Origin of the sequence: Flavobacterium sp. JAS (genome assembly GCF_020991455.1) — a bacterium.
Lineage (GTDB): Bacteria > Bacteroidota > Bacteroidia > Flavobacteriales > Flavobacteriaceae > Flavobacterium.
The window spans coordinates 65,799-89,863 of record NZ_JAJMOX010000011.1; the positions used below are offsets into that span (position 1 = coordinate 65,799).

Sequence of the window (24,065 nt, forward strand, 5' to 3'; positions counted from 1 at the left end):
ACTATCATGTCAAAGTTAACACATAAAAATGTACATAATTATTTTAAGCTAAATGGCTACCATTTAAACGGAAAAGACTTGGGGCGAGTAGGATATAGTTATATCAAAGAAGGTGATGCCTACGAGAAAATAATTGGTGAGTTTTTACTGGATTGGTTCGATGATAAGGATTATATCGAAATGACAACTTCCGGAACAACTGGACTCCCTAAGCTTGTAAGGTTAGAAAAACAAGCCATGATTCAGTCTGCATTGGCAACTGGAGATTTCTTTGGTTTAGAACCCGGAAATAAAGCTTTATTGTGTTTACCGGCCCAATTTATAGCGGGTAAAATGATGTTAGTTCGAAGTTTGATTTTAGGCTTAGATCTTGATATTGTTTCGCCAAGTACAGAACCTTTAGCAAATAATTCGACTAAATATGATTTTGTAGCGATGGTACCTTTACAAGTTCAGAATTCTATTGAAGGTTTGAAAAATGTGAAGAAACTGATTATCGGCGGTGCTAAAATTGACAGTGCACTCGAAGAGAAATTGTTACCATTAAAAACCGAAATCTACGAGACCTACGGAATGACCGAAACAATCACGCATATTGCTGCTAAAAGAGTAGGTGAGAGTGTATTTTCGATTTTGCCAAATGTAAAAATTGCTAAAGATGATCGCGATTGTTTAGTAATTTCTGTTCCTTCTATTTCTGACGAACCAATTGTTACCAATGATCTTGTAGAGTTGATAAATGAAAATCAATTTATCTTTCTGGGAAGAATTGATAATGTAATAAATAGCGGTGGAGTAAAGCTTATTCCAGAGCAAATTGAAGCAAAGCTTATTGGAAAAATTGATGCCCGATTTTTTGTGACCGGAATTCCGGATACAGTTTTGGGAGAAAAATTAATTTTAGTTATCGAAGGAGAAAAACAAGAATTTGCTCTTGACTTTTTCGATACTCTGGGGAAATTTGAAAAACCTAAAGAAATTGTTTTTGTTCCGAAGTTTAAAGAGAACGAAAATGGGAAGTTGTTGCGTAAACCTAGTTTATCTTAATTTTTTTTAGTGCTTTTGTATATGTAAGAAAAATTAGCTATCTTTAAAGGTATTAACTTAAAAACAAGATACCTATGAAGCTTATTCTAAATCTTCCAAATGTTCAGGTGCTAAGCAAGGATGAACTAAAACAAATTAAAGGTGGTAATTATATTTATTATTTAAATGGTTACAAAATGGACTGTTCTAAACCTCTTGTTAATCGACCAAGTTGTAGCCCCTACAATATACCAACATATTGTTTAATTTCCCCAGATATGTGTCCTGTAGATTTGTCATAGTATAAAAAAAAGCCTTTAGAAATTTAATCTAAAGGCTTTTTTATATTATTTAGTAATTAATTACTCTTTAATTACGGCATCTTTACGTTCTAACAAGGCCATGTAAAATCCATCGAAACCAGACTCAGAAGCCAATATTTTACGATCTTTTATAAAAGTAAATTGCTTTCCGATTTCAGTCTTTAAGAATTTTTCTACCTGCTCTTGATTCTCAGATGGTAAAACCGAACACGTTGCATAAACTAGTTTCCCGCCTGGTTTTACAATTTTAGAATAGCTCTCTAAAACTTCTGCCTGTACTTTACGAATGTTATCAATAAATTCAGGTTGTAATTTCCATTTCGCATCAGGGTTTCTTTTTAAAACTCCTAAACCGCTACAAGGCGCATCAATTAAAACACGATCAGCTTTTTCGTGTAATTTTTTGATCACTTTTGTAGTGTCGATAATACGATATTCGATATTAAAAGCACCATTTCTTTTAGCTCTTAATTTCAATTGTTTTAGTTTGCTTTCGTATAAATCCATTGCAATCAATTGTCCTTTGTTTTCCATCAAAGAAGCAATGTGCAAAGTTTTTCCTCCGGCACCGGCGCAAGTATCTACAACACGCATTCCTGGTTTTACATCAAGAAAACCGGCTACTAATTGTGAGTTTGCATCCTGCACTTCAAAAAGTCCTTGTTTAAAAGCATCGGTCAAAAATACATTTGCTCTTTCTTTTAAAACTAAAGCTTCGGGCTGATCTTTTAAATATTCTGTTTCAATATTTAAATCCATCAACGTGTTTCTCAGACTTTCTTTAGTTCCTTTAAGGGTGTTAGTTCTTAAAATAACTTTTGCTGGCTGGTTTTGAGCGGCAATTTCTGTCGACCAAACTTTTTCTCCAAGTTCTTTAACTCCCAATTCGTCCATCCAGTCCGGAATAGATTCTTTAAGTGCTCTAACTTTTGAAAGTTCGTCAAAACGTCCTTTTATTTTTCTTTCAGGAGTTCCTTCTAATTGTCTCCAATCCGGAATTGGATATCCTCTTAAAACTGCCCAAACTGCGAACATTCTCCATAAATTATCTCTATCGAAAGGTTCTTTTACTTCAGCAATTTCTGCATATAATCTTTTCCAACGAACAATTTCGTATATCGTTTCAGCAACAAACTTCCTGTCAGAACTTCCCCAACGTTTGTCTTTTTTTAAGGCTCTAGCTACCACTTTGTCTGCATATTCTCCTTCATTGAAAATTGCATTTAAAGAATCGATGGTAGTATAAACTAAATTTCTGTGTAATCTCATTTTAATTATTTGAGTTGCAAAGGTACTATTAATTGATTGAAAGTTAAATTTTTAATTTTGATTGTTGTTTTAACTTTCTTTTAAAAAGAAAAAAAACACTCTGATAAAGTTTAAAAGAGTGTTTTTTGAATGTATTTATAAATGATTTATTTTATAATTCGGGTCAATCCGATATTTTCCGGAGCGTGAAGCACCATTGGGAATTTCTCTATTTTAACCGAACTACTGTCTAAACCAAAAGCTCTTTCTTCAGATAAACTCAGTTTCTTGATGAAGAAATAAGAGTTCATGATAATATTTTCGTGCCATCTTAAATCATTATCATTGGATAAGAATTTCTCAGACAATACAAATTTGAAATCACCAATAATATTGTTTTTGTTCAAAGATTCGTAACGGCTAGTGATATCAACTTCACCGCGTTTTACCATATCGCGAATTACTTCTCTAAACATCAAATTGATTTTTGTAGGTTCTCTAAAGCCTAAGTTGAAATCGATTCTGTAAATATCGTCTTTAGCAATTTCGGTAACTTTATATTGTGTTTTATAAGGTTCAGTAAGAATGTTTACGTGTACAAACCAATAGATATCAGCTCTTTTTGGGCGTTTTTGTAAAATCGAATAAATAACTTTTTCCTCCAATTCATCTACACGGTTTGCATTAGTCATATAAACCAAATGCGTTGCATATTTTGGGATAGATAAGTCTTCGCTTAGTTCCATCAATACTTTCTTATAATCGTCAATCTTGATAATTTTAGTGTAGCTTTTGTTGATTTTCTTAGCTAAATACCAAATGGTCATGATCGAAATCAACATTATTGCAATGATTAATGTTACGTAACCACCTTCGGCAAACTTTGTAATATTTGCAAAAAGGAAACTAAATTCAATTAATAAATAAATCGTAATTAATGGCACCATCAAATACAGTTTTACTCTTTTCATTATCAAATAATAATTAAGTAAAATAGTTGTCATGATCATACATAGAATGATAGCAAGACCGTAGGCATGCTCCATATTTCCGGATTCTTGAAAGTGTAAAACAATTCCAACACAACCAAAGAATAATAACCAGTTAATTGACGGAATATATAATTGTCCTTTTACTTCTGTAGGATATTTGATCTTTACTTTTGGCCAGAAATTCAAACGCATTGCTTCGTTAATCAAAGTAAATGATCCACTGATAAGTGCTTGAGAAGCAATTACCGCAGCAAGAGTTGCAACTACGATACCAAATGGCAAGAACCAATGTGGCATGATGAGGTAAAACGGATTTCCGTTTTCTCCGCCTAGTTGTTGTAATGTACTTCCTTCATGGTGAATTAAATAGGCTGCCTGACCAAAGTAGTTTAGTACTAAAGTAGTTTTTACAAAAATCCAGCTAATTCTGATGTTTTTTCTTCCGCAGTGTCCCATATCAGAGTACAAAGCTTCAGCTCCTGTAGTACATAAAAATACAAATCCAAGAACAAAGAATCCATCTGGGTGAATTGATAATAAATGATAAGCGTAGTAAGGATTTACCGCTTTTATAACCTCAGGATGATTCATGATTTGAATTGCTCCCAGTGTTCCCAACATCGCAAACCAAATTAACATCATTGGGGCGAAAAATTTCCCAACCAGTTTAGTTCCAAATTGTTGAATGGTAAATAGAATAAATAAAATCCCGATAACAATATAAACAATTGTTTGTGTTTCCATTGTTGGATAGAAAGCTCTAATACCTTCAACAGCAGATGAAATCGAGATTGGCGGTGTTATAATACCATCGGCAAGTAAAGCACTCCCTCCAATAATGGCGGGCACAATGAGCCATTGAATTTTTGTTTTCTTGACCAGGGCATATAAAGCAAAAATTCCACCTTCACCGTGATTATCGGCACTTAAGGTGATAAGTACATACTTAATTGTAGTTTGCAAAGTCAATGTCCAGAAAACACAAGAAATACCTCCTAAAACAATATCGGCATTAATTGCGTAATCGCCAAGTATGGCTTTCATTACATACAATGGAGAAGTACCAATATCTCCATAAATAATTCCTAATGTTATTAATAAACCTCCTATAGATAACTTACTATGTAAGTTTTTATGCGATGCGCTCATGTATGTTTTTATAAAAGACGGTTGCAAATTTACTGTTTTAAAACAAATTAGAGTCAATTATAATTAAAAAGATAAAAAAAAGCACAATCGTTAAATTGTGCTTTAGATTTTTATCTGAAAATGCGGTTTTAATATTAACCTCTTCTTCCGCCATTACCTCTTGAGTTAGAACCACTTTCTCTTTGTGGTTGACCTCCTCTTGATTCCTGGCTAGCTCTTGGAGCTTCAGAGCGTTGTGTGTTTTGAGAACTTTGTGGTCTCGCTGAACTTGCTCTGTTTTCTGAGTAACCTCTGTTTTCAGAATAGCTTCTTGGGGATTCAGTTCTTTGTGGAGTTGGAGTTGAAACTCTGTTGGTATTCATAGTACTTTGTGAATTTCCTCTTGAATAACTTCCATTATTTTGACTGTAATCTCTTCTGTTGCTACTATTATCAACTCTTACAGGATTACTTACTGTAGCAGTGTTATCTCTGCTTGGTGTACTTACACGATTTGTGTTGTAGCTTCTATCAGAATTTGTTCTGTTGTCAGTATAAGTTCTGTTTGGAGTTCTGTAATCTGTAGAATTAGAAGTTCTTCCTGTAGAAGTTCTATAATCTGTCGATGTTGCTCTTCCTGTGTTTGATCTATTTGTATCGTAAGAACTTTGGTTTCTGTTGTAATCTCTGCTTGCAACACGTCTTTGATCTAAATCGTATCTGTTAGTTACATTAGAATGTCTTTGAGAAAATCCGTAATCCGGACGTCTTGTTTCATAACCGTAAGTACGTCTTGATTGGTATAAAACCGGTGCAACATAACTTCTTCTTGTGTTTACATAATTGTAACGGTTGTTTACATTGATACAAATATCGATGTTGTTTCTATATCTGTAAATTGGGTAAGGTCTCCATGCAGCATAATAAGTTGGATACACGTTCCATCCCCATGTAGAATAGTAAGGTCTGTAATTTGTAACCCAAAATGAACTGTAAATTACTGGAGCTACGCTGTAAACAGGCTCATAAATATAATTGTCACCGTATAAATAAGTGTTACCTACAACCTGAACATTAACTCTATTATAGTTATCTCTTTCTACATCAATTGTAGCAACATCCTGATAAACATCACGGTCAAGAACCGCCTGGATAATTACTACGTGTGTTCTGTTTTCTACAGATTCGATAACACGTAAATAATCAACTTGATTGTCATCATTTAAATCAAGATTTGAAATTTGATATTTTGGATCGTTCAAACGTCTTTCAAAATCCTGAAGATTCGCTGATTCCCCAAACATCGATGCAACGGCTCTTAAATCTAAGTTATCGCTGATATCTGAATTTTTTGCATAAACAGTAGTTTGGCTTTGTGCTGTACAAGAGGCAAAACCTAATGCTATAATGGCTATTAAAAGTAATTTCGTTTTCATGGCAAAATCATATTAAGATTGATATTTTGATGATATCCAATTACTGTGCCAGAAAAAAAAACAAAACTTAAATGATATGTTAGAATTAATTGTATTTTAGCAACAAATAAATCTTAACCTATATGAAAAAAGTATTATTGTTTTGTGGCGCTTTTATTTTATTTGTGTCTTTTAAAACGCTGAGTGTTAGTGATAAAAAGATGTTTTATAATGGTTTCACATCCATACAAATTGATACTTTATTTCAGGATAAAATAAGTATTAGAGCGATATCAATTGATAAAAATAAAATTTGGTATGGAGCTGATAATTCTCGTTTTGGATACTATGATTTAGATAAAAAAGAAAAATTTGAAGAACATATTTATCGTGATACTTTAAAATTAGAATTCAGAAGCATTGCTCAGACTTCAAAAGATGTTTTTTTATTAAGTGTTGGTAATCCGGCATTGCTTTATTCTGTTTCTAAAAAGACAAATAAAGTGAAATTGGTATATAAAGAAGTGAACCCGAAAATATTTTACGACAGTATGCAATTCTGGAATGATAAAGAAGGAATCGCTATTGGAGATCCTACAGAAGATACTTTTTCGATTATTGTAACTCGTGATGGAGGTGAAACCTGGACTAAAATTTTGTCTGATAAATTACCGACAAATGCATCTGGCGAAGCAGCTTTTGCAGCAAGTAATACAAATATTGTAATAAAAGGAGATGATACCTGGCTGGTTTCAGGAGGAAAAAAAGCGCGTGTTTTTTATTCTCCGGATAAAGCAAAAACATGGAAAGTAGTAGAAACTCCTATTGTTCACGGAAAAACAATGACGGGTATTTTTACAGCTGATTTTTACGATTCTAAAAACGGATTTATTGCCGGTGGTGATTATGAACTTCCAAACAAAAAATCAGATAATAAAGCCTTTACTAAAGATGGCGGAAAAACCTGGCAGTTAATTGGTCAGGATATGGGATTTGGTTATGCATCATGCGTGCAATATGTTCCGGGAGGAAATGGTAAAGAAATTGTTTGCGTAGGTTCTGAAGGTATACAATATTCTCAAAATGGCGGACAGAACTGGACGCAATTGTCTACAGATTCAAAACTCTTCACAATTCGATTTGTAAATAGAAATCTGGCAATTGCTGCAGGTCATAATAAAGTGGTAAGACTACGTTTTAAATAAGGATTAAATAGTCCTAAAATAATAAGAACCCTAAATAATAAAGCAAGTATTATTATATAGGGTTCTTATCGCTGTTGTTTCTTAATGAGCTAGTAGTTAATCTTTACCAGCTTTATCTCTGTATTGTTTTAGCAATTTTCGATTAAAATCGTCTTCTGATTTTTTTAGCTTTAATATTTTTTTAGCCGAAAGTATCTTTTTTAAATCTGAATTGTATTTTACTCTTAAAAGGTACAATTCTTTATCGGTGCCTTCCATTTGAGAAAGTAAAGATGTTGCTTCTTTTTCAGAAATCGAATTGATGTTATCATCATCTAATCGCTGCAAGTACATTTTCATCTTTTGATGTTTTAATTCAAATTGCTTATCATCATAAGCATTGTAAATGGGCCAGAATTTCTCTGCTTCTGTAGAAGTTAATTCTAGTTCAGTAGTTAAAAAAGAGACTTTGTAAGCTTTAATTTTTTCGCGTTTCTCATCTGTTTTACCGTTTTGTGCATAAAACGAAAAGCTTACTAAAAACAGAATTATCGGTAGTATTTTTTTGATTTTCATCTTTTAAGTTTTGTTTTATTCGGAAATTAAATGTTCTATATTTGGACTTGACGATAAAATATCTTCAAGAGTTTCATCTTCTATGGCAACATTTTTATTTAGTTTTTGAATGTCTTTAGAGTCTAAATTCTGGATCAAATCGTATTGATTCAAATTAGACTGATAAGCTAAATAAGTTTCTAAAGTATCTTCGTCAAGTTCTTTAGAAGTTGCGTTGTAATTGTTTACTATTGGAATCATTAAGGCAATAACGATAACGGCAGCAGCAAGCATTGTAAGTACTCGTTTACGTTTGTAAAACGGAATTACTTTTACTTCTCTTTTATCCTCGTTAATCTGTTGTAAAACTTTTGCCGAGAGATCATCAAAATAATGATCCGGAGTTTTAAATCCGGTTGGTATTTTCGGTTCGTTTTCTAATTTAAATGCTTTCATAATAACAATAAGATAGATTTTGTTACAAAAGGTTTAATTTGATGTAACATATATTTCAATTTTTTTTACAGCATGATGATAAGAAGCCTTTAAAGCGCCTACTGAAGTTCCTAAAATTTCTGCTATTTCTTCGTATTTTAATTCTTCAAAATACTTCATTTTAAAAACCAATTGTTGCTTTTCTGGCAAGGTGACTATGGCTTTTTGAAGTTTGATCTGAATTTCGTCTCCGTCAAAATAAACATCGGCTTTCAAATTGTCGATGGTTTTATTTTGGAGTGCTTCAGATGTTATTCCGTTTAATTTTGCTTTTTGGCTTAAAAAAGTCAAAGCTTCATTAGTTGCAATTCTATACATCCAGGAAAAAAGCTTACTTTCTCCTTTAAAGTTTTTTAGATATTGATAAACTTTTACAAAAGTATTCTGCAAGACATCGTCTGTATCATCATGATTCAAAACAATGTTTCGAATATGAGAATACAAAGGTTTTTGATATTCAGACAAGAGTTTTTGAAACGCTGTATTTTGCGTTTTAGGATCTAGTAACTGTTGTATAAATTCCTTTTCGTCTATCAAACTTTTTGATTTATCTAACTGTAGTATTAGAATGAATTTTAAACAAAAGGTTTAATCAGTCTTGCTTTTTTTTTAAAATTCAGATTCTTCTTCAGGAGTTTTTGTCGCTGGAGTTGCTGCAGGTTTTGGTTGTGTAGGATCTGTTGTTTGTGGTTTGTAAACCGGAACTTTTGCAACAGGAATCACTTTTGGTTTGGTTGGAAAATAAATTTCGGTCATTAACTTAGACGGGCTTTTTACGTCTAATTTGCTGATAGTTAAAATTTCAAGATGTGACCAGGCTAAATCTGGATATATTTTTTCGTTGTTGATGTAAGCTGTTGTTTTTGCAATTGCTTCACTTGTATGCGAATAGTCTCCTGTTAAAGTTGTTTTTACAGCTTCGAAACCATTTAGTTTTCCGCCCGAAATATCACTTCCTGAAGTTGTCATGATTTCTCTATTTGTAGGTAAACAAATAGAAACTTTTGCTAATCCGGTTGTAGTGTCGTAAGTATGGTAAATAATGAAAGGTTTTCCGTTAGTAGATAAACCATTGTTTTTGCTGAACTCAATAAGCTTCGGAATTACAACTCTGGCATTTTTGTTTACTTTCAAAATTTCGCTTGTAAAGGTTTGTTTGATATAAGGAGTTTCGATTTTCTTTACAACTCCATTCACTTTTATAGCGTATGTTTTTGTTTCGTAATCTAGGTTCTTGTCAATGTTTGCAAGGCTTTTTTCGTAAATAGTTCCAATAACTTTATCAGAACCACCGTTTAAAGCTGTGTAAATTTTGAATAGAAAACTCATTGTTCCGCTTCCTTTCCAGATCACTTTTGTTTTTCCGGCAAGCGTATCTTTAAACGTCCAGTTAACATCAGTTTCAGTTCCGTCAAATTTCATTTTTTGCTGAATGCTTTCTCCGTCTTTTGTTTTAAGAGTAATAGCATTTCCATTTCCTTCGGCTCCAACCCAATAAAATGAAGCTCCATTTCCGGATGTTTTACTTGGGAATGTCATTTTTATCGAAGGATCTTCTACAGACCAGGATTCAAAATCTTCGTAATTTCTAAAATCATTTACATAGTTATACACAGTTGCTTTTGGCGAATTGATCACTTTGCTTCTTTCTACAGAAAAAACCCCTTTTTGGGTAGCGACAAAAACAGTAAGAGCAACTAAGCTTAGTAATAATAAAAGAAATAAATATTTTAGAATCTTCATTGTAGTAGGTTGTTTGGTGTCGTAAAGTTATAAATTTTATTACTAGTCGCACTAATAGCGGCGCAATAAAAGTACACTTTATAAATTTATTTGATCAAAAAAAGTTTCAAATAAAACGATTTTGGGGAAGTTTCATTGTAATTTTTTTGAGATTTATTTTTATTTAGGATTTATCTTTTGAAAAAGAATTTGATCACAAATAAAATCGCTATAAAAAGCAGGAATACAATTAATACTTTATAATTTCCTTTGTAGAAAACTTTGTGTAAAGCGAGATCTTTTCGATACGCAAATATCATTACGATTACAAATGCAATAAAAAAACAGAGTGCGAATATTAATTGTCCTTGACTAAACATAGTAAAAAATTATTTTTGACAAATTTAGAGAATTGTATATGAATTGTTGCTAATTTGCCACTTCATTTAATCAATTAAAATCATGAGGAAACAACTTGATGCGGTAACTGAATTTCATACTGCTTTTAAAATAGGTCATAGTCAAACTCCAATTGCTGATTTAGGAGAAAATAAAAAACTGCTTCGTTATAATTTAATGAAAGAAGAAAACGAAGAATATCTTGAAGCGGTTCAGAATAATGATTTGGTCGAAATTGCTGATGCGCTGGGAGATATGATGTATATTTTGTGCGGAACAATTATCGAGCACGGTTTGCAAGATAAAATTGAAGCTGTTTTTGATGAGATTCAGCGTAGTAATATGAGTAAACTTGGCGAAGACGGACAGCCAATTTATAGAGAAGACGGAAAAGTGATGAAAGGTCCGAATTATTTTAAACCTGATTTTTCGAAACTTTTGTAGAATTTATAGGTTCTTTAATGTTTTAACACATAGGGACATAGTTTCTGATAGTGTTTTAAAAAAGACGTTTCACTTATTTAAATACACATAGCTATGTGTGAGAAACGTGTTTCTTTTTATAATCTTTTTAAACACATTAAAAATCTATGTTTCTATGTGTTTAAATTTTTTTATATAAAATAGAAAACCCGACAACTGTTAAGCTGTCGGGTTTGTTTTTATATTTATCTTTTGATTATTGAACTTTTACCGTCCATCCAAAAGTATCTTCAGAAAGTTTATTTTGAAGATTAGTTAGTTTTTCTTTTAAAAGAGCACCGTAAGTATTCTCAATAGGAGCCATTTCATAATAAACATCCTGATAAGAGAATCCTTTGATTACGCTAATAACAGCAGCAGTTCCTGCACCAAAAATTTCTTTTAAAGATCCGTTTTTAGCAGCTTCTACTAATTCTGAAACAATAACAGGACGAACTTCTACTTTAAGACCTTCTTTTTCTGCCATAGCAATCAAACTTTTTCTGGTAATACCGTCTAAAATTCTTTCGCTTGTTGGAGCAGTTAATAAAGTATCGTTGATTCTAAAGAAAACGTTCATAGTTCCAGCTTCTTCCAGTTTAGTGTGCGTTGCATCATCTGTCCAGATTACTTGTTGAAAACCGTCTTTGTTTGCCAAATTAGTTGGGTAAAACTGTGCAGCATAGTTTCCGGCAGCTTTTGCAGCTCCAATTCCACCGTTTGCAGCTCTACTATAATGTTCAGCTATAATAACTTTTACTTCACCTGAATAATAAGATTTTGCAGGAGAAAGTAAAATCATGAATTTATACTCGTCAGAAGGATTTGCAATAACTCCGGCACCAGTAGCGATCATAAAAGGACGGATATACATACTGCTTCCGTTTCCTTTTTGAATCCATTCCTGGTCAATTTTTAATAATTCATTCAAACCATCCATAAAAATATTTTCAGGAATTTCCGGCATTGCCATACGAACTGCAGAATTATTAAAACGCTTGAAGTTTTCATCTGGTCTAAACAACCAAACATCATTGTTGTCATCTTTATAAGCTTTCATTCCTTCGAAAATAGCTTGTCCATAATGAAAGACTTTAGAAGAAGGATCCATTAAAATTGGAGCATAAGGCTTAATGACAGGATTTGACCACTCTCCGTTTTTAAAATCACATTCGAATAAATGGTCTGTAAAAACAGCACCAAAGCTTAGGTTTTCAAAGTCTACTCCGCTTATTTTTGACGAAGTTGCTTTTCTGATTTCAATCTTGCTCGCTTGAGTTGTACTCATAATAATGTAAGTTTTTATGTAATTTTCATTTCAATAGAAAAATCTAAAGTAATGATCTGGTATAAAATAGGATTTATTGAATGCAAAATTAAGTAAAAATATATAATTTGCTTAGTAAAACTGCATTATTTAGTGCGTTTAACTGAGATTTATTTATCTTATAATAAAGTCAAAAAAAATGCTCGATTTTATAAAGAATTTATGAAAAAAGTACGGATTTTTAAGGCTTTACGCATTTGTTTTGCCTAAATTTGACTCATAAAATGGCTTGAAAATGTACAAAAATGTACTACAAATTTATAAATAGTGGAAAGAGAGATAATTAAAACGCTGGATGGTTCAACAACAATTCATTTAAAAGAGTGGGATGAGTGTTATCATTCTAAGCACGGAGCGATTCAGGAAGCAAAACATGTATTTATAAAAAACGGACTTTCATTGTTTGAAAATAATCCGGTAAGTATTCTTGAAATTGGTTTTGGAACAGGGCTGAATGCTTTTATTACTTTTTTAGAATCAAACGCAAAGCAACAACAAATTGATTATGTTGGGGTAGAAGCGTATCCGGTTGATGCCAAAGAAGTATTAGAAATGAATTATGTTGCTGAATTAGAAGCAGATCAATATAAAGGTATATTCGAAAAAATGCATGAATGCGAATGGAATGAGAAAAATGTGATTACTTCGAATTTTTCGTTAACCAAAAGGAAACAATTTTTTGATGAAATAAACGATTTTGAAATTTTTGATTTGATTTACTTTGACGCCTTCGGATATCGGGTGCAGCCGGAGCTTTGGAGTACAGAAATTTTTAGAAAAATGTACAATAGTTTAAAACCAAATGGCGTTTTAGTAACATACGCCGCTCGCGGAGTTGTTAAAAGAAGTATGATCGAAGTTGGATTTACGGTCGAAAAATTGGCAGGGCCTCCAGGAAAGCGCGAGATGTTCCGAGCCTTTAAAAAGGTTTAAATGAGTTGTTTAGAATCATTACAGATTGATTTATATTTATTAAGAAAACGTATTCGTTGCTAAAGTTTTTAAAAAAATAAGTTAAAATGAGTCTTCATGAATGATATTTGTTTAAATTTGTTGCGAGTTTAGAAATATTGATAACCCCCAAAAATCGTATTTTATTATGTCAAAAATGATGTTTGATTACACGAAATCAATACTTGAGAGAGTAAGTTTCGATCCGATACTTTTCTGTAAAGAATTAGAGAAAGCTATCAAAACACTGTTACCGTACGAAATGGAACAATTGCAAGAATGGTTATTAAATTTCATTATTGAAAAACCAGAATTAAAACAAAGTTTACTACTAATTAAAGTATAAAGAAAAAGGAGCCAATTTGGCTCCTTTTTTATTTTTATTTCTTTTGTAGCGGACTAATGATTTGAACGTTCTGAAAAACAATTGCTCCTTTTACAACTCCAGCGATTGTAGATCGTAATGCGTCAATGATTTGCATTTTTAATTCGCTCTTAGGGTAAATTAAACTTACCTCACGAGCAGGTTTTGGTTCCTTAAAGTTACGCAGTTTCAGTTTGTCGGACTCTTTTAGGTCTAAGGTGTGCAAGTACGGAAGTAACGTTGTACCCAAGCCTTCGTCGGCTAATTTTATTAGGGTTTCAAAGCTTCCACTTTGAATCTGAAAATTAGTCTGATCGATATCAGAACCGTTTTTGCATAAATTTAAAATTCCGTCTCTAAAACAATGTCCATCCTGCAAAAGCAAAATTTCGTTGAGGTTTAGATCAGAAACTTCAATTTCTTCTTTCTGATAAATTGCATGATGTTCCGGGATATAAGCAACGAAAGGTTCAAAATACAAAACAATTTCTTTTATTTTTTCGTCTTCAAGCGGAGTTGCAGCGATTGCCGCATCAAGATGACCATTTTTTAGTTTGACAATAATTTCATCCGTGTTTAACTCTTCGATTAGTAGTTTTACTTTTGGATATTTATTTATGAAATTACTTAAAAACATAGGTAAAAGCGTTGGCATAATTGTTGGGATAATTCCTAAACGAAATTCTCCGCCAATAAAGCCTTTTTGTTGTTCTACAATGTCTTTGATTCTGTCAGCCTCATTTACAATGTTTTTGGCCTGATTAACAATTTTCTGACCAATATCAGTAAGCTGAATAGGTTTTTTACTTCTGTCGAAGATCAAAATATTCAGTTCTTCTTCAATTTTTTGAATTTGCATGCTTAAGGTAGGCTGAGTAACAAAACATTTTTCAGCAGCAAGTGTAAAATTTTTATGCTCTGCAACGGCTAATACATATTGTAATTGAGTTATAGTCATTTTGATAGTATTTTTTGATGCAAAAATAAGAAAATATAATTTTTTCTGATACTATTTTTTGAGAAGTTGTTTTAAATTTGTAGTAAACATATTATAAAACGATAACTATGAAAACAAATATTTTAGGATTACCTGTAAAAGAGTCTGAATTGTTAGTAAAAGAACTAAATGTACTATTGTCAAACTTTCAGGTTTACTATCAGAATTTAAGAGGATTGCATTGGAATATTCGTGGTAAACGTTTTTTTGATTTACATGTGAAATTTGAAGAATTATACACGGATACTCAATTAAAAATAGATTTGATCGCTGAGAGAGTTTTGACAATAGGAGGAACGCCTTTGCATACTTTTGAAGATTATATAAAAAACAACAAATTGGCAGTTGGAAAAAACATCTCAAACGATGAAAAAGCAGTTCAGTTAATTGTTCATTCTTTGACGGATTTATTGAAAATTGAAAGAGGAATTCTAAAACAATCAGACGAGATTAATGACGAAGGAACCAATTCTATGATGAGTGACTTCATTGCAGAGCAGGAAAAAACGATCTGGATGATGAATGCCTGGTTAGAAGAAGAGTTGTAATTAATTGTTACTGAATAAAATACAAACAGAATGTTGGCTTGCCTTCATTCTGTTTTTTTATGATTGTTAAATTTGTATAAAATTTTTGGCCTCACGCTTTGATTTTAGCAGTTTAACACTATTTTTGCTCCAATGAAATTAGTCGCTCGCATATTATTATTCATATTTATTGCTTTCTTAGCTACCCCAACTATTGTGACGGTGTTGAAGAAAAGTAATGATACGTCTATGTTTTTCAGTTTTTCTGAAGAGGAGCACTCGCATAAAGAACTTAAGGCTGCCGTTTATGCGGCAATACTTCAGCATGAAGTTATAATGCCTGTTTATATTGAAAAAAAAACCATAGTGTCTGAAAATATTGTAAAATTAGACAATATTTCTCCGAGCATTTTTGCTCCACCTCCAAACTTGGCATAATACTTCCGATTATTTTGAACTAAACTGCATTTTCGACTAAGTGCGGCGAATCTTTAATGAATAATTTTTTTAGTATTGTGTTATGACAAAAAAAATCAATCTTTTTGCTAACCTTAAATCTGACTTTGCTTCAGGTTTAGTGGTTTTCTTGGTGGCTCTTCCGTTGTGTTTAGGTATTGCAATGGCTTCTGGAGCGCCGTTATTTTCTGGAATTATTTCAGGTGTTATTGGTGGTATTGTGGTAGGTTATTTAAGCCAGTCACATATCAGTGTATCTGGACCAGCAGCTGGATTAACAGCGATTATTTTAACTGCTATTACTGATTTTGGTGCTTTTGATGTGTTTTTAATGTCTGTTTTTATTGCGGGACTAATTCAATTAGCATTAGGGTTTTTAAGAGCCGGAAGTATATCAAATTATTTTCCAACAAATGTAATTGAAGGAATGTTAGCCGGTATCGGTATCATCATTATCTTAAAACAATTGCCTCATGCTTTTGGTTATGATGCAGATTTTGAGGGTGATCAGGCATTTGTACAAAATGACGGAAGTAATTCATTTTCGTTTTTATTCGATGTTTTAAATCACATTCAATTAGGAGCTGTAGTTATTTCATTGGTTTCACTTGTGATTTTAATCTCTTGGGATAAAGTTCCGTTTTTAAAGCGATTGAAATTAATTCCTGGTGCATTAGTAGCCGTTATTGCCGGTATAGCTTTAAATGAATTTTTTGTTTCAACAGGAAGCTCATTGGCAATTGCAAAAGAACATTTGGTTTCTTTGCCAGTTCCAAAATCTTTTGATGAATTTAAATCTATTCTAATCACGCCAAACTTCGCCGCTGTTACAAATCCGCAGGTTTGGGTGGTAGCTATAACAATTGCCATTGTCGCTTCTATCGAAACATTATTATGTATCGAAGCTGCTGATAGAATGGATGTTCAAAAACGTTATACAAATACAAATGTAGAGCTAAGAGCTCAGGGTATTGGTAATATTGTGAGTTCACTTTTAGGTGGTTTACCAATGACTTCTGTTGTAGTTCGATCATCTGCTAATAATAATGCAGGTGCAAAATCTAAAATGTCGGCTATTATTCACGGGGTACTTTTGTTAATCAGTGTTTTGTCAATTCCTATGATTTTAAACAAGATTCCATTGGCAACTTTGGCAACTGTGTTGATTTTGGTGGGATATAAATTAGCAAAACCAGCAACCTTCATTCATTTTTGGGAAAAAGGAAAATACCAGTTTGTGCCCTTTATTGCAACTTTAGTATTTGTTGTAGCAACAGATTTACTTAAAGGAGTTGCTTTAGGAATTATCATCAGTATCATTTTTGTACTAAGAGGAAACCTGAAAAGAGCTTACAGCTTCAAAAAAGAAGAATATGAAGACGGAGACGTTATTCATATCGATTTAGCTCAGGAAGTTTCATTCTTAAACAAAGCAGCTATTAAACTGACATTGAACGAGATTCCTGAAAACTGTAAAGTAGTCATCAATGCACATGATACAGAGTACATTGCACACGATGTTTTAGATTTAATTCGCGAGTTTAAAGAAACACGCGCTGTTGATCAAAACATTAAAGTGAAACTAAAAGGATTCAAACAAGCTTATCAGCTTGAAAATTCTCCGGATATGGGTAATCACGTGTCTATAGAGCATTATTATGATGTTGCAAAAAGAGCTTTGGTTAAAAAAGAAACGGTAAAAGAAAACATTTAAACAAATTAATTATAATTAAGGTATTTCTTGTGTATGAGAAGTATTAAAAATTAGATAACTTTACAGTAAAGTTATTTTGATATGTTTAAACATGTAGAAATACCATTCAAAAAACAAAAAAATGAGAGAGTTTTATAAGCAGTTATTAGAAAACAATAAACAATGGGTTGAGAAATCACTAGCATTAGACCCAAATTATTTCGCAGATTTAGCCAAAGGTCAAACACCGCCATTATTATGGATTGGATGTTCTGACAGCCGCGTTCCTGCAAACGAAATTATCGGAGCTAAACCAGGTGAGGTTTTCGTACACCGTAATATTGCAAACATGGTTGTACACTCTGATATGAATATGTTGAGTGTTCTGGATTATGCAGTAAATGTTCTAAAAGTAAAACACGTTATTGTTTGCGGACATTACGGTTGTGGTGGTGTAAAAGCTGCAATGGGTAATCAATCTGTTGGAATTATCGACAACTGGATTCGTCACATTAAAGATGAATATCGTTTGCATGATAAATACCTGAATTCTATTCAAGATGAAACAGAGCGTTTTAATGCTTTTGTTGAAATCAATGCAAAAGAGCAGGTTTATAACTTAGCAAAAACTTCGATTGTACAAGGAGCTTGGAAAAACGGTCAGGACTTAATGCTTCACGGATGGGTTTACGGTTTGAATTCTGGTTTTGTAACCGATTTGAATGTAAATATCGCTTCGAATGAAGAGCTTGATGAGGTTTACCAATTAGACCTATAAATCATAAAACAAAAAAATCGCCTCAAAAGGGCGATTTTTTTTATTCATTTTCGTCTAGATTTTCGTTAAAGGCCGATGGTAACATTGTTGGAATAAACTTTATTAAGATCGGTAATAATAAACTTCCGCCGGGAAGTAAAAAAATCGTAAGTGACGGAATCGTTTTGCAAATATCTAAAAGTTGTTTCTTTACCTTTTTCTTTTCCTTAGCATCCAAATCTCTAGTTGTCGAGTAAGCCAGTAGAATCATTAATTCTTTACTCTGAACAATTTCCTTAACTAGTCTGTTTTTGTTTCTTATAATCAGTTTTACAACACTGTGTGTCATCTGATCGTAAAAATGTTTTACAGGATTAGAGTAATTAAAATACGGAATCTTCTTTTTATGAGTGGTGATAAAAGTATTGGTTGTTTCAATGCTTTTGGCCACAAACTCATCTGAAACTTGCATCATTGATCCCAATGAGTATAAGAAATAAGCTTCTTCGTTTTCTACAACACCATCGCTCCATAAAGCCATTCCAGCCATATCGATTAAATAATATTGCTCCAGTTTATTGATAAAATAGTCTAGTTGTAAAGTTTCTAATGTATCAACCGTAACTTTCGAAAATTTAGAATATCGTATCGAAGCTTCAAAAAGTTTGATTAGTAAATCGTCATGCTGAGATTTTATCGTTTTGGTTTTTAGAGCCAAAGCTACAATACCAAGAACTGTTTCTTCAATTCGTTTTAAATATTTATCCGGAATCGATCCGTGTTCTAAATATTGTCTGAAAGCCAAAACATCAATAAACAAAAGTGCATTGGTAACTAAATGCGAAAAGTTTTTACTGATAATACTGTCATTGGTCTGAACGCGCTGATCTATAATGTTCTCTAGAGATAGGGAAGGAGTATCTTTTGGAAGTAAAATCTTGAATAAACTAAACCCTTCAGGATTCATTTCTTTATAAAATTTTAAAACCTCTGTAATGAAATTATTAGGTTCAAAACTTCTTTTTTCGATACAAAAAACGCCGTACAAAGTATTTAGTAAAGCGACTTTAGAAATTTCGGTTTTAAACCAGCCTTTTATAGGAATTGGAATTCGAGAATCTATAGCAATGATGTGGCCATAAATAAAACCGGTTTCTCTGACTTTATAATAGAACGAATCTGAAGTTTCAAAAGGAATGGCTTCTGAAAACTTTTGTTCACTAAAAAATTTGTCTATCCAACCTGGAGCTGATGGGTTAATCATTAACTTTAATTTATAGCTGCAAAGCTATATCTTTTTCTTGTTTTGGTATTAATTTTAAATGAAATAACCACTACATTTTGTGAAAATATAGTGGTTATTGTGTTTTTTTATTTGATGATTCCTGCACAAGCAACCCTTCCGCCGGCATTTCCGGTTGGCTGAGTCGTAAAATCGTCAGTTCCCTGATGTACGATTAAACCTTTTCCTAAAACATCTTTGGTTGCATCTCCACAGCCAATACACCATTCGTCAGTAGTTAGTGTTATAGTTCCGTTACCTTTTGCATCAGCAGTAAAGTTTCCGATATCACCTTTATGATATTCAGCAGAACCCCATTTTCCATGTTTTTTGAAAGTTGGATTCCAGTGTCCTCCAGCAGAACTTCCGTCAGCAGCAGTACAATCTGATTTTTCGTGAATGTGTATGGCATGAACTCCAGGTTGTAAACCGGCCACTTTTGCAGTAAAAGTTACTTTTCCGTTTTTCTCTGTAAAAGTTGCTGTTCCGCTTACGGTACTGTTACTTTTTGGCTCTAAAGCTACAGTCAAAGTTTTGGCATCAGCTGATTTTGTATTGGTCTTACAGCCAATAACTAAGGCTGTAATTATTGCGAAAGAAACAATTATTTTTTTCATATACGAGGCTTTTGTATTAAAGATTAAGTAAATTTAACATAAAATTCCGACATTGGTTGAAGCCAAGAGTTAAAAAAAACTAAAACTACAGGTTGTAATTTAATTCCGCTTTAAGCCAAAAACCAAAATTTATTATGTAATTTCGTATAGCTTCGAATTTAAAAGTTTGAGAATTAGTGTTTATTGTTTTTTAATTTAATCTTTAGAATTATGATAAAAAATGTTTTAACCTTAGTTTTTTTAGGAGTTGTTTTAATCTCATGTAATGCTTCTAAAACTCAAAAAGAAGATTCGGTTTCTAAACTTGAAGGAACATGGGAATTAAATTACATCACTGGACCAAGAATTGCTTTTGATGGTTTATACCCAAATAAGAAACCAACAATTACTTTCGATTTAAAAGAAAATCATGTTTCAGGAAACAGCAGCTGTAACAACTTTACAGGAAAACTTGTTGTAACCGGAAACAAAATTGATTTTACGCAACCAATGGCAATGACCAAAATGATGTGTGTAGACGGTCAACAAGGCGAACAGACTTTTATGAGTACATTACCAAAAATCACTTCGTATGATGTTACAGATAATGGTAAAACGCTCCATTTTATTTCGGGAGATATTGCAATGATGCGATTTACCAAAAAATAGAATCTGGCTTTTCTAAACTTTATTAAATAATTGTTTTATGAAAACTAAAATAATGGTGTTGATGTTGTTTTGCTTTTTTAATATGGCTGTTTTTGGACAGGAAAAAACAAAGAAAGAATTAAAAGCAGAAAGGGAATTAAAAAAACAAAAAGAAACAGATAGTTTGATAAACTCTAAAAATTTTGTTTTTGAAGCACAAAGAGCCCAACCATTGGGTACAAGACAAATTAATTTAGATTATAATACTTATTTTTTAAAATTTAATACAACCAAAACAACTTGTGATTTACCATTTTTTGGGCGTGCTTATAATGTGGCTTATGGTGGAGATGGCGGAATTAAGTTTGAAGGAGTACCAGAGAATATTCAGATTGAAAAAAAGAAAAAAAGTTACAACGTCAAAGCTACTGTAAAAGGTAAGGATGATGTTTATGATTTATTGTTTTCTGTTTTTTATGATGGAGGAGCAACGCTTTCTGTTAATAGCAATAATAGAACATCGATTTCTTATCAGGGGGTTATTGAAGCTCCTAAAACAGAGGCAAGCCCTAAGTAGAATACGAACCATTGTGTCCCGAATTTATATTATTTATGCCGAAAAAAACTTTTTTTGTTTTGTCTAAAAAGTATCATCTGGTAGCGATGCTTTTATTAATTACAGTATCAGCTTATAGTCAGGATTTAGAGCCCAGAGTTTATGCAAATGTTCCAAAGAATCTAAATGTAATTGGGGTTGGATATGCCTACATGGACGGAAATGTGCTAACAGAACCCTCTTTGCCTATTACTGATTTCACCATTCAGAGTCATAATCTGGCAGCGAGTTTTGTTAGAACCTTTGGATTGTCAAATAAATTGGCAAGAGTACAGGTTTCGCTGCCATATACTTTTATGGATGGATCGGCAAACGTAAATGGCGATAATATAAACGGTTCAAGATCTGGATTTTCTGATATGAAAGTACGATTGGGAGTCAATTTATTAGGTTCTCCCGCTCTTGATAAAGCTGAATTTGGAAAGTTCGAGCAAAAAACAATTCTTGGGGTCAGCTTCGTGACTTCAATTCCAACCGGTAAGTATTACGATGACAAACGAATTAATATAGGTACAAATCGTTGGGGATTTAAACCTGAAATTGGAATATCAAAACGTTTTGCCCATGTTTATGCTGAGGTTTATGGCGGTATTTGGTTTTATACCAATAATAATGATTTTCTTGGAAAAAAGTTAGAGCAAAAACCAACTTATAGCCTGCAGGCTCATGCGAGTTATTACTTTAAAAATCACATGTGGATTGGCTTTAACACCAATTGGTTTTTTGGCGGAAAAACAATAACAGATGGAGTTTCTGATGATAGCCAAATTGACAATTGGAGGGTAGGAGGAACTTTTTCTACACCAATTGCTAAAGGACAATCAATAAAATTTCAATATCACGTAGGAGCATATACAAACAATGGATTAAACTATTATGCTTTGACTGCTGCCTATCAATACTCGTTTTTCTAATAGTAAGAATATTTTTACTTAGTTGTTTTTTAATGTTTTAAAAATCAGTATATTTGGGAATAAGAAACCTTTTACGAACAAATTTAATATTAGAACTATGAAAAAATTAAGTCTTATTCTTATTATGGCAATCGCCTCTTTTTCTTCTTATGCACAATCTTCATTTAAAGAAGATGTTGATGTTTTGCAAAGTATTTATGGTAAATCAAAAAGCGATCTTGTAAAACAATACATGAATTTGTCTGATGCACAATCTGCTGCTTTTACAAAAGTTTATGACAATTACGAAGCAGAACGTAAAGCACTTGGACAAGCGAAATTTCAACTTATTAATGATTATGCCACAAATTATGCAACACTTACTGATGAAAAAGCGGATGAGTTGGCAACAGGAACTTTAAAAAATCATTTGGGATATGAGAAATTATATTCAAAAACTTACGGACAAGTAAAAAAAGCTGTTGGAGCAATAAATGCGGCTAAATTTATTCAGTTAGAAATATATCTTCAAACGATAATCAGAGCTGAGACTCTAGAGTCAATTCCTTTTATAGGAGAATTAGATAAGAGTAAAGTTCAAATGTAATTTTATTTTTTACATAAAGAGAAAGGCAGCTATTTGTTTAAATAGCTGCCTTTCTTTTATTTTAAGCAAGTTTATTTAGCTGTTTTAACTTCGTAAATTGCATTTACCATTCCGTTGCGAGGAGCATCAAGCGGAAGTTCCCAAAACATGATTCCACCTAATTTTTTAGCTTTAACATATTCTGTTTTCGCTTTTATAGAAGCTAAATCGTCACCGGTAGCAAATGTTTTTTCTTTTTCATTATACCAATATGGTGCTTTGGCTTTATCATCCCAAAAATATTTCCAACCATTAGCTTCTGTATAAGTAGTGGCAAAATTTTTAAAATTAACACCTGGTATATGTTCTCCGGCTTGGTACAATCCATTATTTACATTTTCTACATTTTTCCATGTTCTGGTATAAAATGCGCCTCCAATAATTAATTTTTCAGCAGGAACTCCTTGTTTCAATAAAAAGGTAACAGCTCTGTCTGTAGATTCTTCTTTTGAATTTGTACTGTATAATGGAGTATGATGTCCCGTAACTTTAGAATATCCGTTTACCAAATCATAACTCATAATGTTAATACGATTTACTAAAGGCGCTACAGTTTTCCAATCAATAGATTCATCTAAATATTTTTGGAAACCACCGGCTGCAAAACTCAATTCGTATTTTTTACCTAAAGTAGAACGTAATATTTTGATTAATTCTGTAAAATTAGATTTATCTGCAGCTTGATACAAATGCCCAGGAAGGCCTTCAATTGCTGGATATTCCCAATCTAAATCTAAACCGTCTACTTTAAAATAATTGCTCACTTCTTTTACTGATTTTGCAAAAGTCGATCTTCCTTGAGCTGTTGAAAAAGCTGCAGAACAAGGCTCGCAACCTCCCCAGCCACCAAGCGAAAGAATAATTTTAAGGTGTGGATTTGAAGCTTTTAAAGAAACCAGATATTTGATAGTAGTCGAATCTTTAGGAGAATCAACACTTAGTTTTCCTTCTTTTAAATGACAGAAACTAAAGATGATTTGATTTAGTTTGTTTACTTCGTATTGATTAATTAGTTTGTCATCACCAGTGTAATAAGCAATAATATCCATTTTTTTATTTTTTTGTGCAAATGTATTTGTGATCCATAAACACAATAAAAGCAAAGTAAGCAGATTAATTTGTTTCATTGTATGTTTTTTTGAGTTTTTAGAATGCTAAATATAAAACTTTTCGAATAAAATAAAAGCTAAATAGAAGCTAAATAGAAGAACAGTATTAAGCTCATTTGTTACGTTTTATGTTTTAAAAGGCAATTTTTACGGCATTTAAGGGGGGAATTGCTTCTTTTTGACTAAATTTACAATACATCTCTATAGAAATTATCTAAGTTCTATTTATAAAAACTTCCTCAATCCGAATTTAA

Annotated in this window: 25 protein-coding genes; 13 read left to right on the forward strand and 12 right to left on the reverse strand. The window is 32.4% G+C overall.

Translation table 11 applies throughout. The features are described 5' to 3' along the window. Positions 1-6 precede the first annotated feature (6 nt). Positions 7-1,047, forward strand: a complete 1,041-nt coding sequence (locus LPB88_RS17205) for an AMP-binding protein (RefSeq protein WP_230716876.1) — start codon at positions 7-9, stop codon at positions 1,045-1,047. A 341-nt stretch (positions 1,048-1,388) separates the two neighbouring features. Here the strand turns inward: LPB88_RS17205 and LPB88_RS17210 are convergent, their stop codons facing one another. The 3 genes from LPB88_RS17210 to LPB88_RS17220 form a co-directional block, all read right to left on the reverse strand. Next, positions 1,389-2,618 carry an RsmB/NOP family class I SAM-dependent RNA methyltransferase gene (locus LPB88_RS17210; protein WP_230716877.1) on the reverse strand — a complete coding sequence of 410 codons (1,230 nt, stop codon included), beginning with the start codon at positions 2,616-2,618 and terminating at the stop codon, positions 1,389-1,391. Between the two features lie 146 nt (positions 2,619-2,764). Then, a complete protein-coding gene (locus LPB88_RS17215; protein WP_110835666.1) occupies positions 2,765-4,738 on the reverse strand; it encodes a KUP/HAK/KT family potassium transporter in 1,974 nt (657 codons plus the stop codon). Positions 4,739-4,872: 134 nt separating this feature from the next. Then, on the reverse strand, positions 4,873-6,153 hold the full coding sequence (locus tag LPB88_RS17220; RefSeq protein WP_230716878.1) for a hypothetical protein: 1,281 nt from the start codon (positions 6,151-6,153) through the stop codon (positions 4,873-4,875). Between the two features lie 122 nt (positions 6,154-6,275). Between LPB88_RS17220 and LPB88_RS17225 the strand changes: the two genes are divergently transcribed. Then, positions 6,276-7,337, forward strand: a complete 1,062-nt coding sequence (locus tag LPB88_RS17225; RefSeq protein ID WP_230716879.1) for an oxidoreductase — start codon at positions 6,276-6,278, stop codon at positions 7,335-7,337. 96 nt (positions 7,338-7,433) lie between these two features. Here LPB88_RS17225 and LPB88_RS17230 read toward each other — a convergent pair whose 3' ends face one another. The 4 genes from LPB88_RS17230 to LPB88_RS17245 all read right to left on the reverse strand — a co-directional run bounded on the left by LPB88_RS17230 (position 7,434) and on the right by LPB88_RS17245 (position 10,109). Continuing rightward, positions 7,434-7,892, reverse strand: coding sequence for a sensor of ECF-type sigma factor (locus tag LPB88_RS17230; RefSeq protein ID WP_230716880.1), 459 nt, complete (start codon positions 7,890-7,892; stop codon positions 7,434-7,436). 15 nt (positions 7,893-7,907) lie between these two features. Then, complete coding sequence (locus tag LPB88_RS17235; RefSeq protein WP_230716881.1) at positions 7,908-8,327, reverse strand: hypothetical protein; 420 nt, start codon at positions 8,325-8,327, stop codon at positions 7,908-7,910. 33 nt (positions 8,328-8,360) lie between these two features. Next, positions 8,361-8,903, reverse strand: a complete 543-nt coding sequence (locus tag LPB88_RS17240; protein WP_230716883.1) for an RNA polymerase sigma factor — start codon at positions 8,901-8,903, stop codon at positions 8,361-8,363. 72 nt (positions 8,904-8,975) lie between these two features. Beyond that, the gene (locus LPB88_RS17245) at positions 8,976-10,109 is read right to left on the reverse strand and encodes an SRPBCC family protein (protein ID WP_230716884.1); all 1,134 of its coding nucleotides are present in this window, start codon (positions 10,107-10,109) and stop codon (positions 8,976-8,978) included. A 441-nt stretch (positions 10,110-10,550) separates the two neighbouring features. Between LPB88_RS17245 and LPB88_RS17255 the strand changes: the two genes are divergently transcribed. Further along, positions 10,551-10,931 carry a nucleoside triphosphate pyrophosphohydrolase family protein gene (locus LPB88_RS17255; RefSeq protein ID WP_230716885.1) on the forward strand — a complete coding sequence of 127 codons (381 nt, stop codon included), beginning with the start codon at positions 10,551-10,553 and terminating at the stop codon, positions 10,929-10,931. Positions 10,932-11,166: 235 nt separating this feature from the next. Here LPB88_RS17255 and LPB88_RS17260 read toward each other — a convergent pair whose 3' ends face one another. Next, positions 11,167-12,237: a branched-chain amino acid aminotransferase gene (locus LPB88_RS17260; RefSeq protein ID WP_230716886.1), complete on the reverse strand. Its 1,071-nt coding sequence runs from the start codon at positions 12,235-12,237 to the stop codon at positions 11,167-11,169. 306 nt (positions 12,238-12,543) lie between these two features. Between LPB88_RS17260 and mnmD the strand changes: the two genes are divergently transcribed. Together mnmD and LPB88_RS17270 are read left to right on the forward strand one after the other, a co-directional pair. Beyond that, entirely contained in the window at positions 12,544-13,209 is a 666-nt protein-coding gene (gene mnmD / locus LPB88_RS17265) for a tRNA (5-methylaminomethyl-2-thiouridine)(34)-methyltransferase MnmD (protein WP_230716888.1), read from the forward strand. Positions 13,210-13,375: 166 nt separating this feature from the next. Continuing rightward, positions 13,376-13,573, forward strand: a complete 198-nt coding sequence (locus LPB88_RS17270; RefSeq protein WP_017496117.1) for a hypothetical protein — start codon at positions 13,376-13,378, stop codon at positions 13,571-13,573. Between the two features lie 34 nt (positions 13,574-13,607). Here the strand turns inward: LPB88_RS17270 and LPB88_RS17275 are convergent, their stop codons facing one another. Continuing rightward, a complete protein-coding gene (locus LPB88_RS17275; RefSeq protein ID WP_230716890.1) occupies positions 13,608-14,549 on the reverse strand; it encodes a LysR substrate-binding domain-containing protein in 942 nt (313 codons plus the stop codon). A gap of 107 nt (positions 14,550-14,656) precedes the next feature. On the opposite strand from LPB88_RS17275, the gene LPB88_RS17280 reads away from it, so the two are divergent. From LPB88_RS17280 to can, 4 genes are all read left to right on the forward strand, one after another. Beyond that, positions 14,657-15,136 (forward strand): Dps family protein, encoded by a 480-nt coding sequence (locus LPB88_RS17280; RefSeq protein ID WP_230716891.1) that lies wholly within the window; start codon positions 14,657-14,659, stop codon positions 15,134-15,136. A 132-nt stretch (positions 15,137-15,268) separates the two neighbouring features. Then, positions 15,269-15,553: a hypothetical protein gene (locus LPB88_RS17285; RefSeq protein WP_230716892.1), complete on the forward strand. Its 285-nt coding sequence runs from the start codon at positions 15,269-15,271 to the stop codon at positions 15,551-15,553. Positions 15,554-15,635: 82 nt separating this feature from the next. Next, the gene (locus LPB88_RS17290; protein ID WP_230716893.1) at positions 15,636-17,285 is read left to right on the forward strand and encodes a SulP family inorganic anion transporter; all 1,650 of its coding nucleotides are present in this window, start codon (positions 15,636-15,638) and stop codon (positions 17,283-17,285) included. A 121-nt stretch (positions 17,286-17,406) separates the two neighbouring features. Continuing rightward, positions 17,407-18,042 carry a carbonate dehydratase gene (gene can, locus LPB88_RS17295; RefSeq protein WP_089354300.1) on the forward strand — a complete coding sequence of 212 codons (636 nt, stop codon included), beginning with the start codon at positions 17,407-17,409 and terminating at the stop codon, positions 18,040-18,042. Between the two features lie 40 nt (positions 18,043-18,082). Here can and LPB88_RS17300 read toward each other — a convergent pair whose 3' ends face one another. Next, complete coding sequence (locus tag LPB88_RS17300) at positions 18,083-19,285, reverse strand: LETM1-related biofilm-associated protein (protein WP_230716894.1); 1,203 nt, start codon at positions 19,283-19,285, stop codon at positions 18,083-18,085. Between the two features lie 107 nt (positions 19,286-19,392). Further along, positions 19,393-19,920 (reverse strand): superoxide dismutase family protein, encoded by a 528-nt coding sequence (locus LPB88_RS17305; RefSeq protein WP_089354302.1) that lies wholly within the window; start codon positions 19,918-19,920, stop codon positions 19,393-19,395. A gap of 210 nt (positions 19,921-20,130) precedes the next feature. On the opposite strand from LPB88_RS17305, the gene LPB88_RS17310 reads away from it, so the two are divergent. From LPB88_RS17310 to LPB88_RS17325, 4 genes are all read left to right on the forward strand, one after another. Next, positions 20,131-20,568 carry an META domain-containing protein gene (locus LPB88_RS17310; RefSeq protein WP_230716896.1) on the forward strand — a complete coding sequence of 146 codons (438 nt, stop codon included), beginning with the start codon at positions 20,131-20,133 and terminating at the stop codon, positions 20,566-20,568. Between the two features lie 37 nt (positions 20,569-20,605). Further along, the gene (locus LPB88_RS17315; RefSeq protein ID WP_230716898.1) at positions 20,606-21,124 is read left to right on the forward strand and encodes a DUF4251 domain-containing protein; all 519 of its coding nucleotides are present in this window, start codon (positions 20,606-20,608) and stop codon (positions 21,122-21,124) included. A gap of 35 nt (positions 21,125-21,159) precedes the next feature. Next, complete coding sequence (locus LPB88_RS17320; RefSeq protein WP_230716900.1) at positions 21,160-22,077, forward strand: transporter; 918 nt, start codon at positions 21,160-21,162, stop codon at positions 22,075-22,077. Positions 22,078-22,174: 97 nt separating this feature from the next. Beyond that, positions 22,175-22,663, forward strand: a complete 489-nt coding sequence (locus tag LPB88_RS17325) for a hypothetical protein (RefSeq protein WP_230716901.1) — start codon at positions 22,175-22,177, stop codon at positions 22,661-22,663. A gap of 71 nt (positions 22,664-22,734) precedes the next feature. Here LPB88_RS17325 and LPB88_RS17330 read toward each other — a convergent pair whose 3' ends face one another. After that, positions 22,735-23,829: a glycoside hydrolase family 18 protein gene (locus LPB88_RS17330; protein WP_230716902.1), complete on the reverse strand. Its 1,095-nt coding sequence runs from the start codon at positions 23,827-23,829 to the stop codon at positions 22,735-22,737. Between the last annotated feature and the right edge of the window lie 236 nt (positions 23,830-24,065).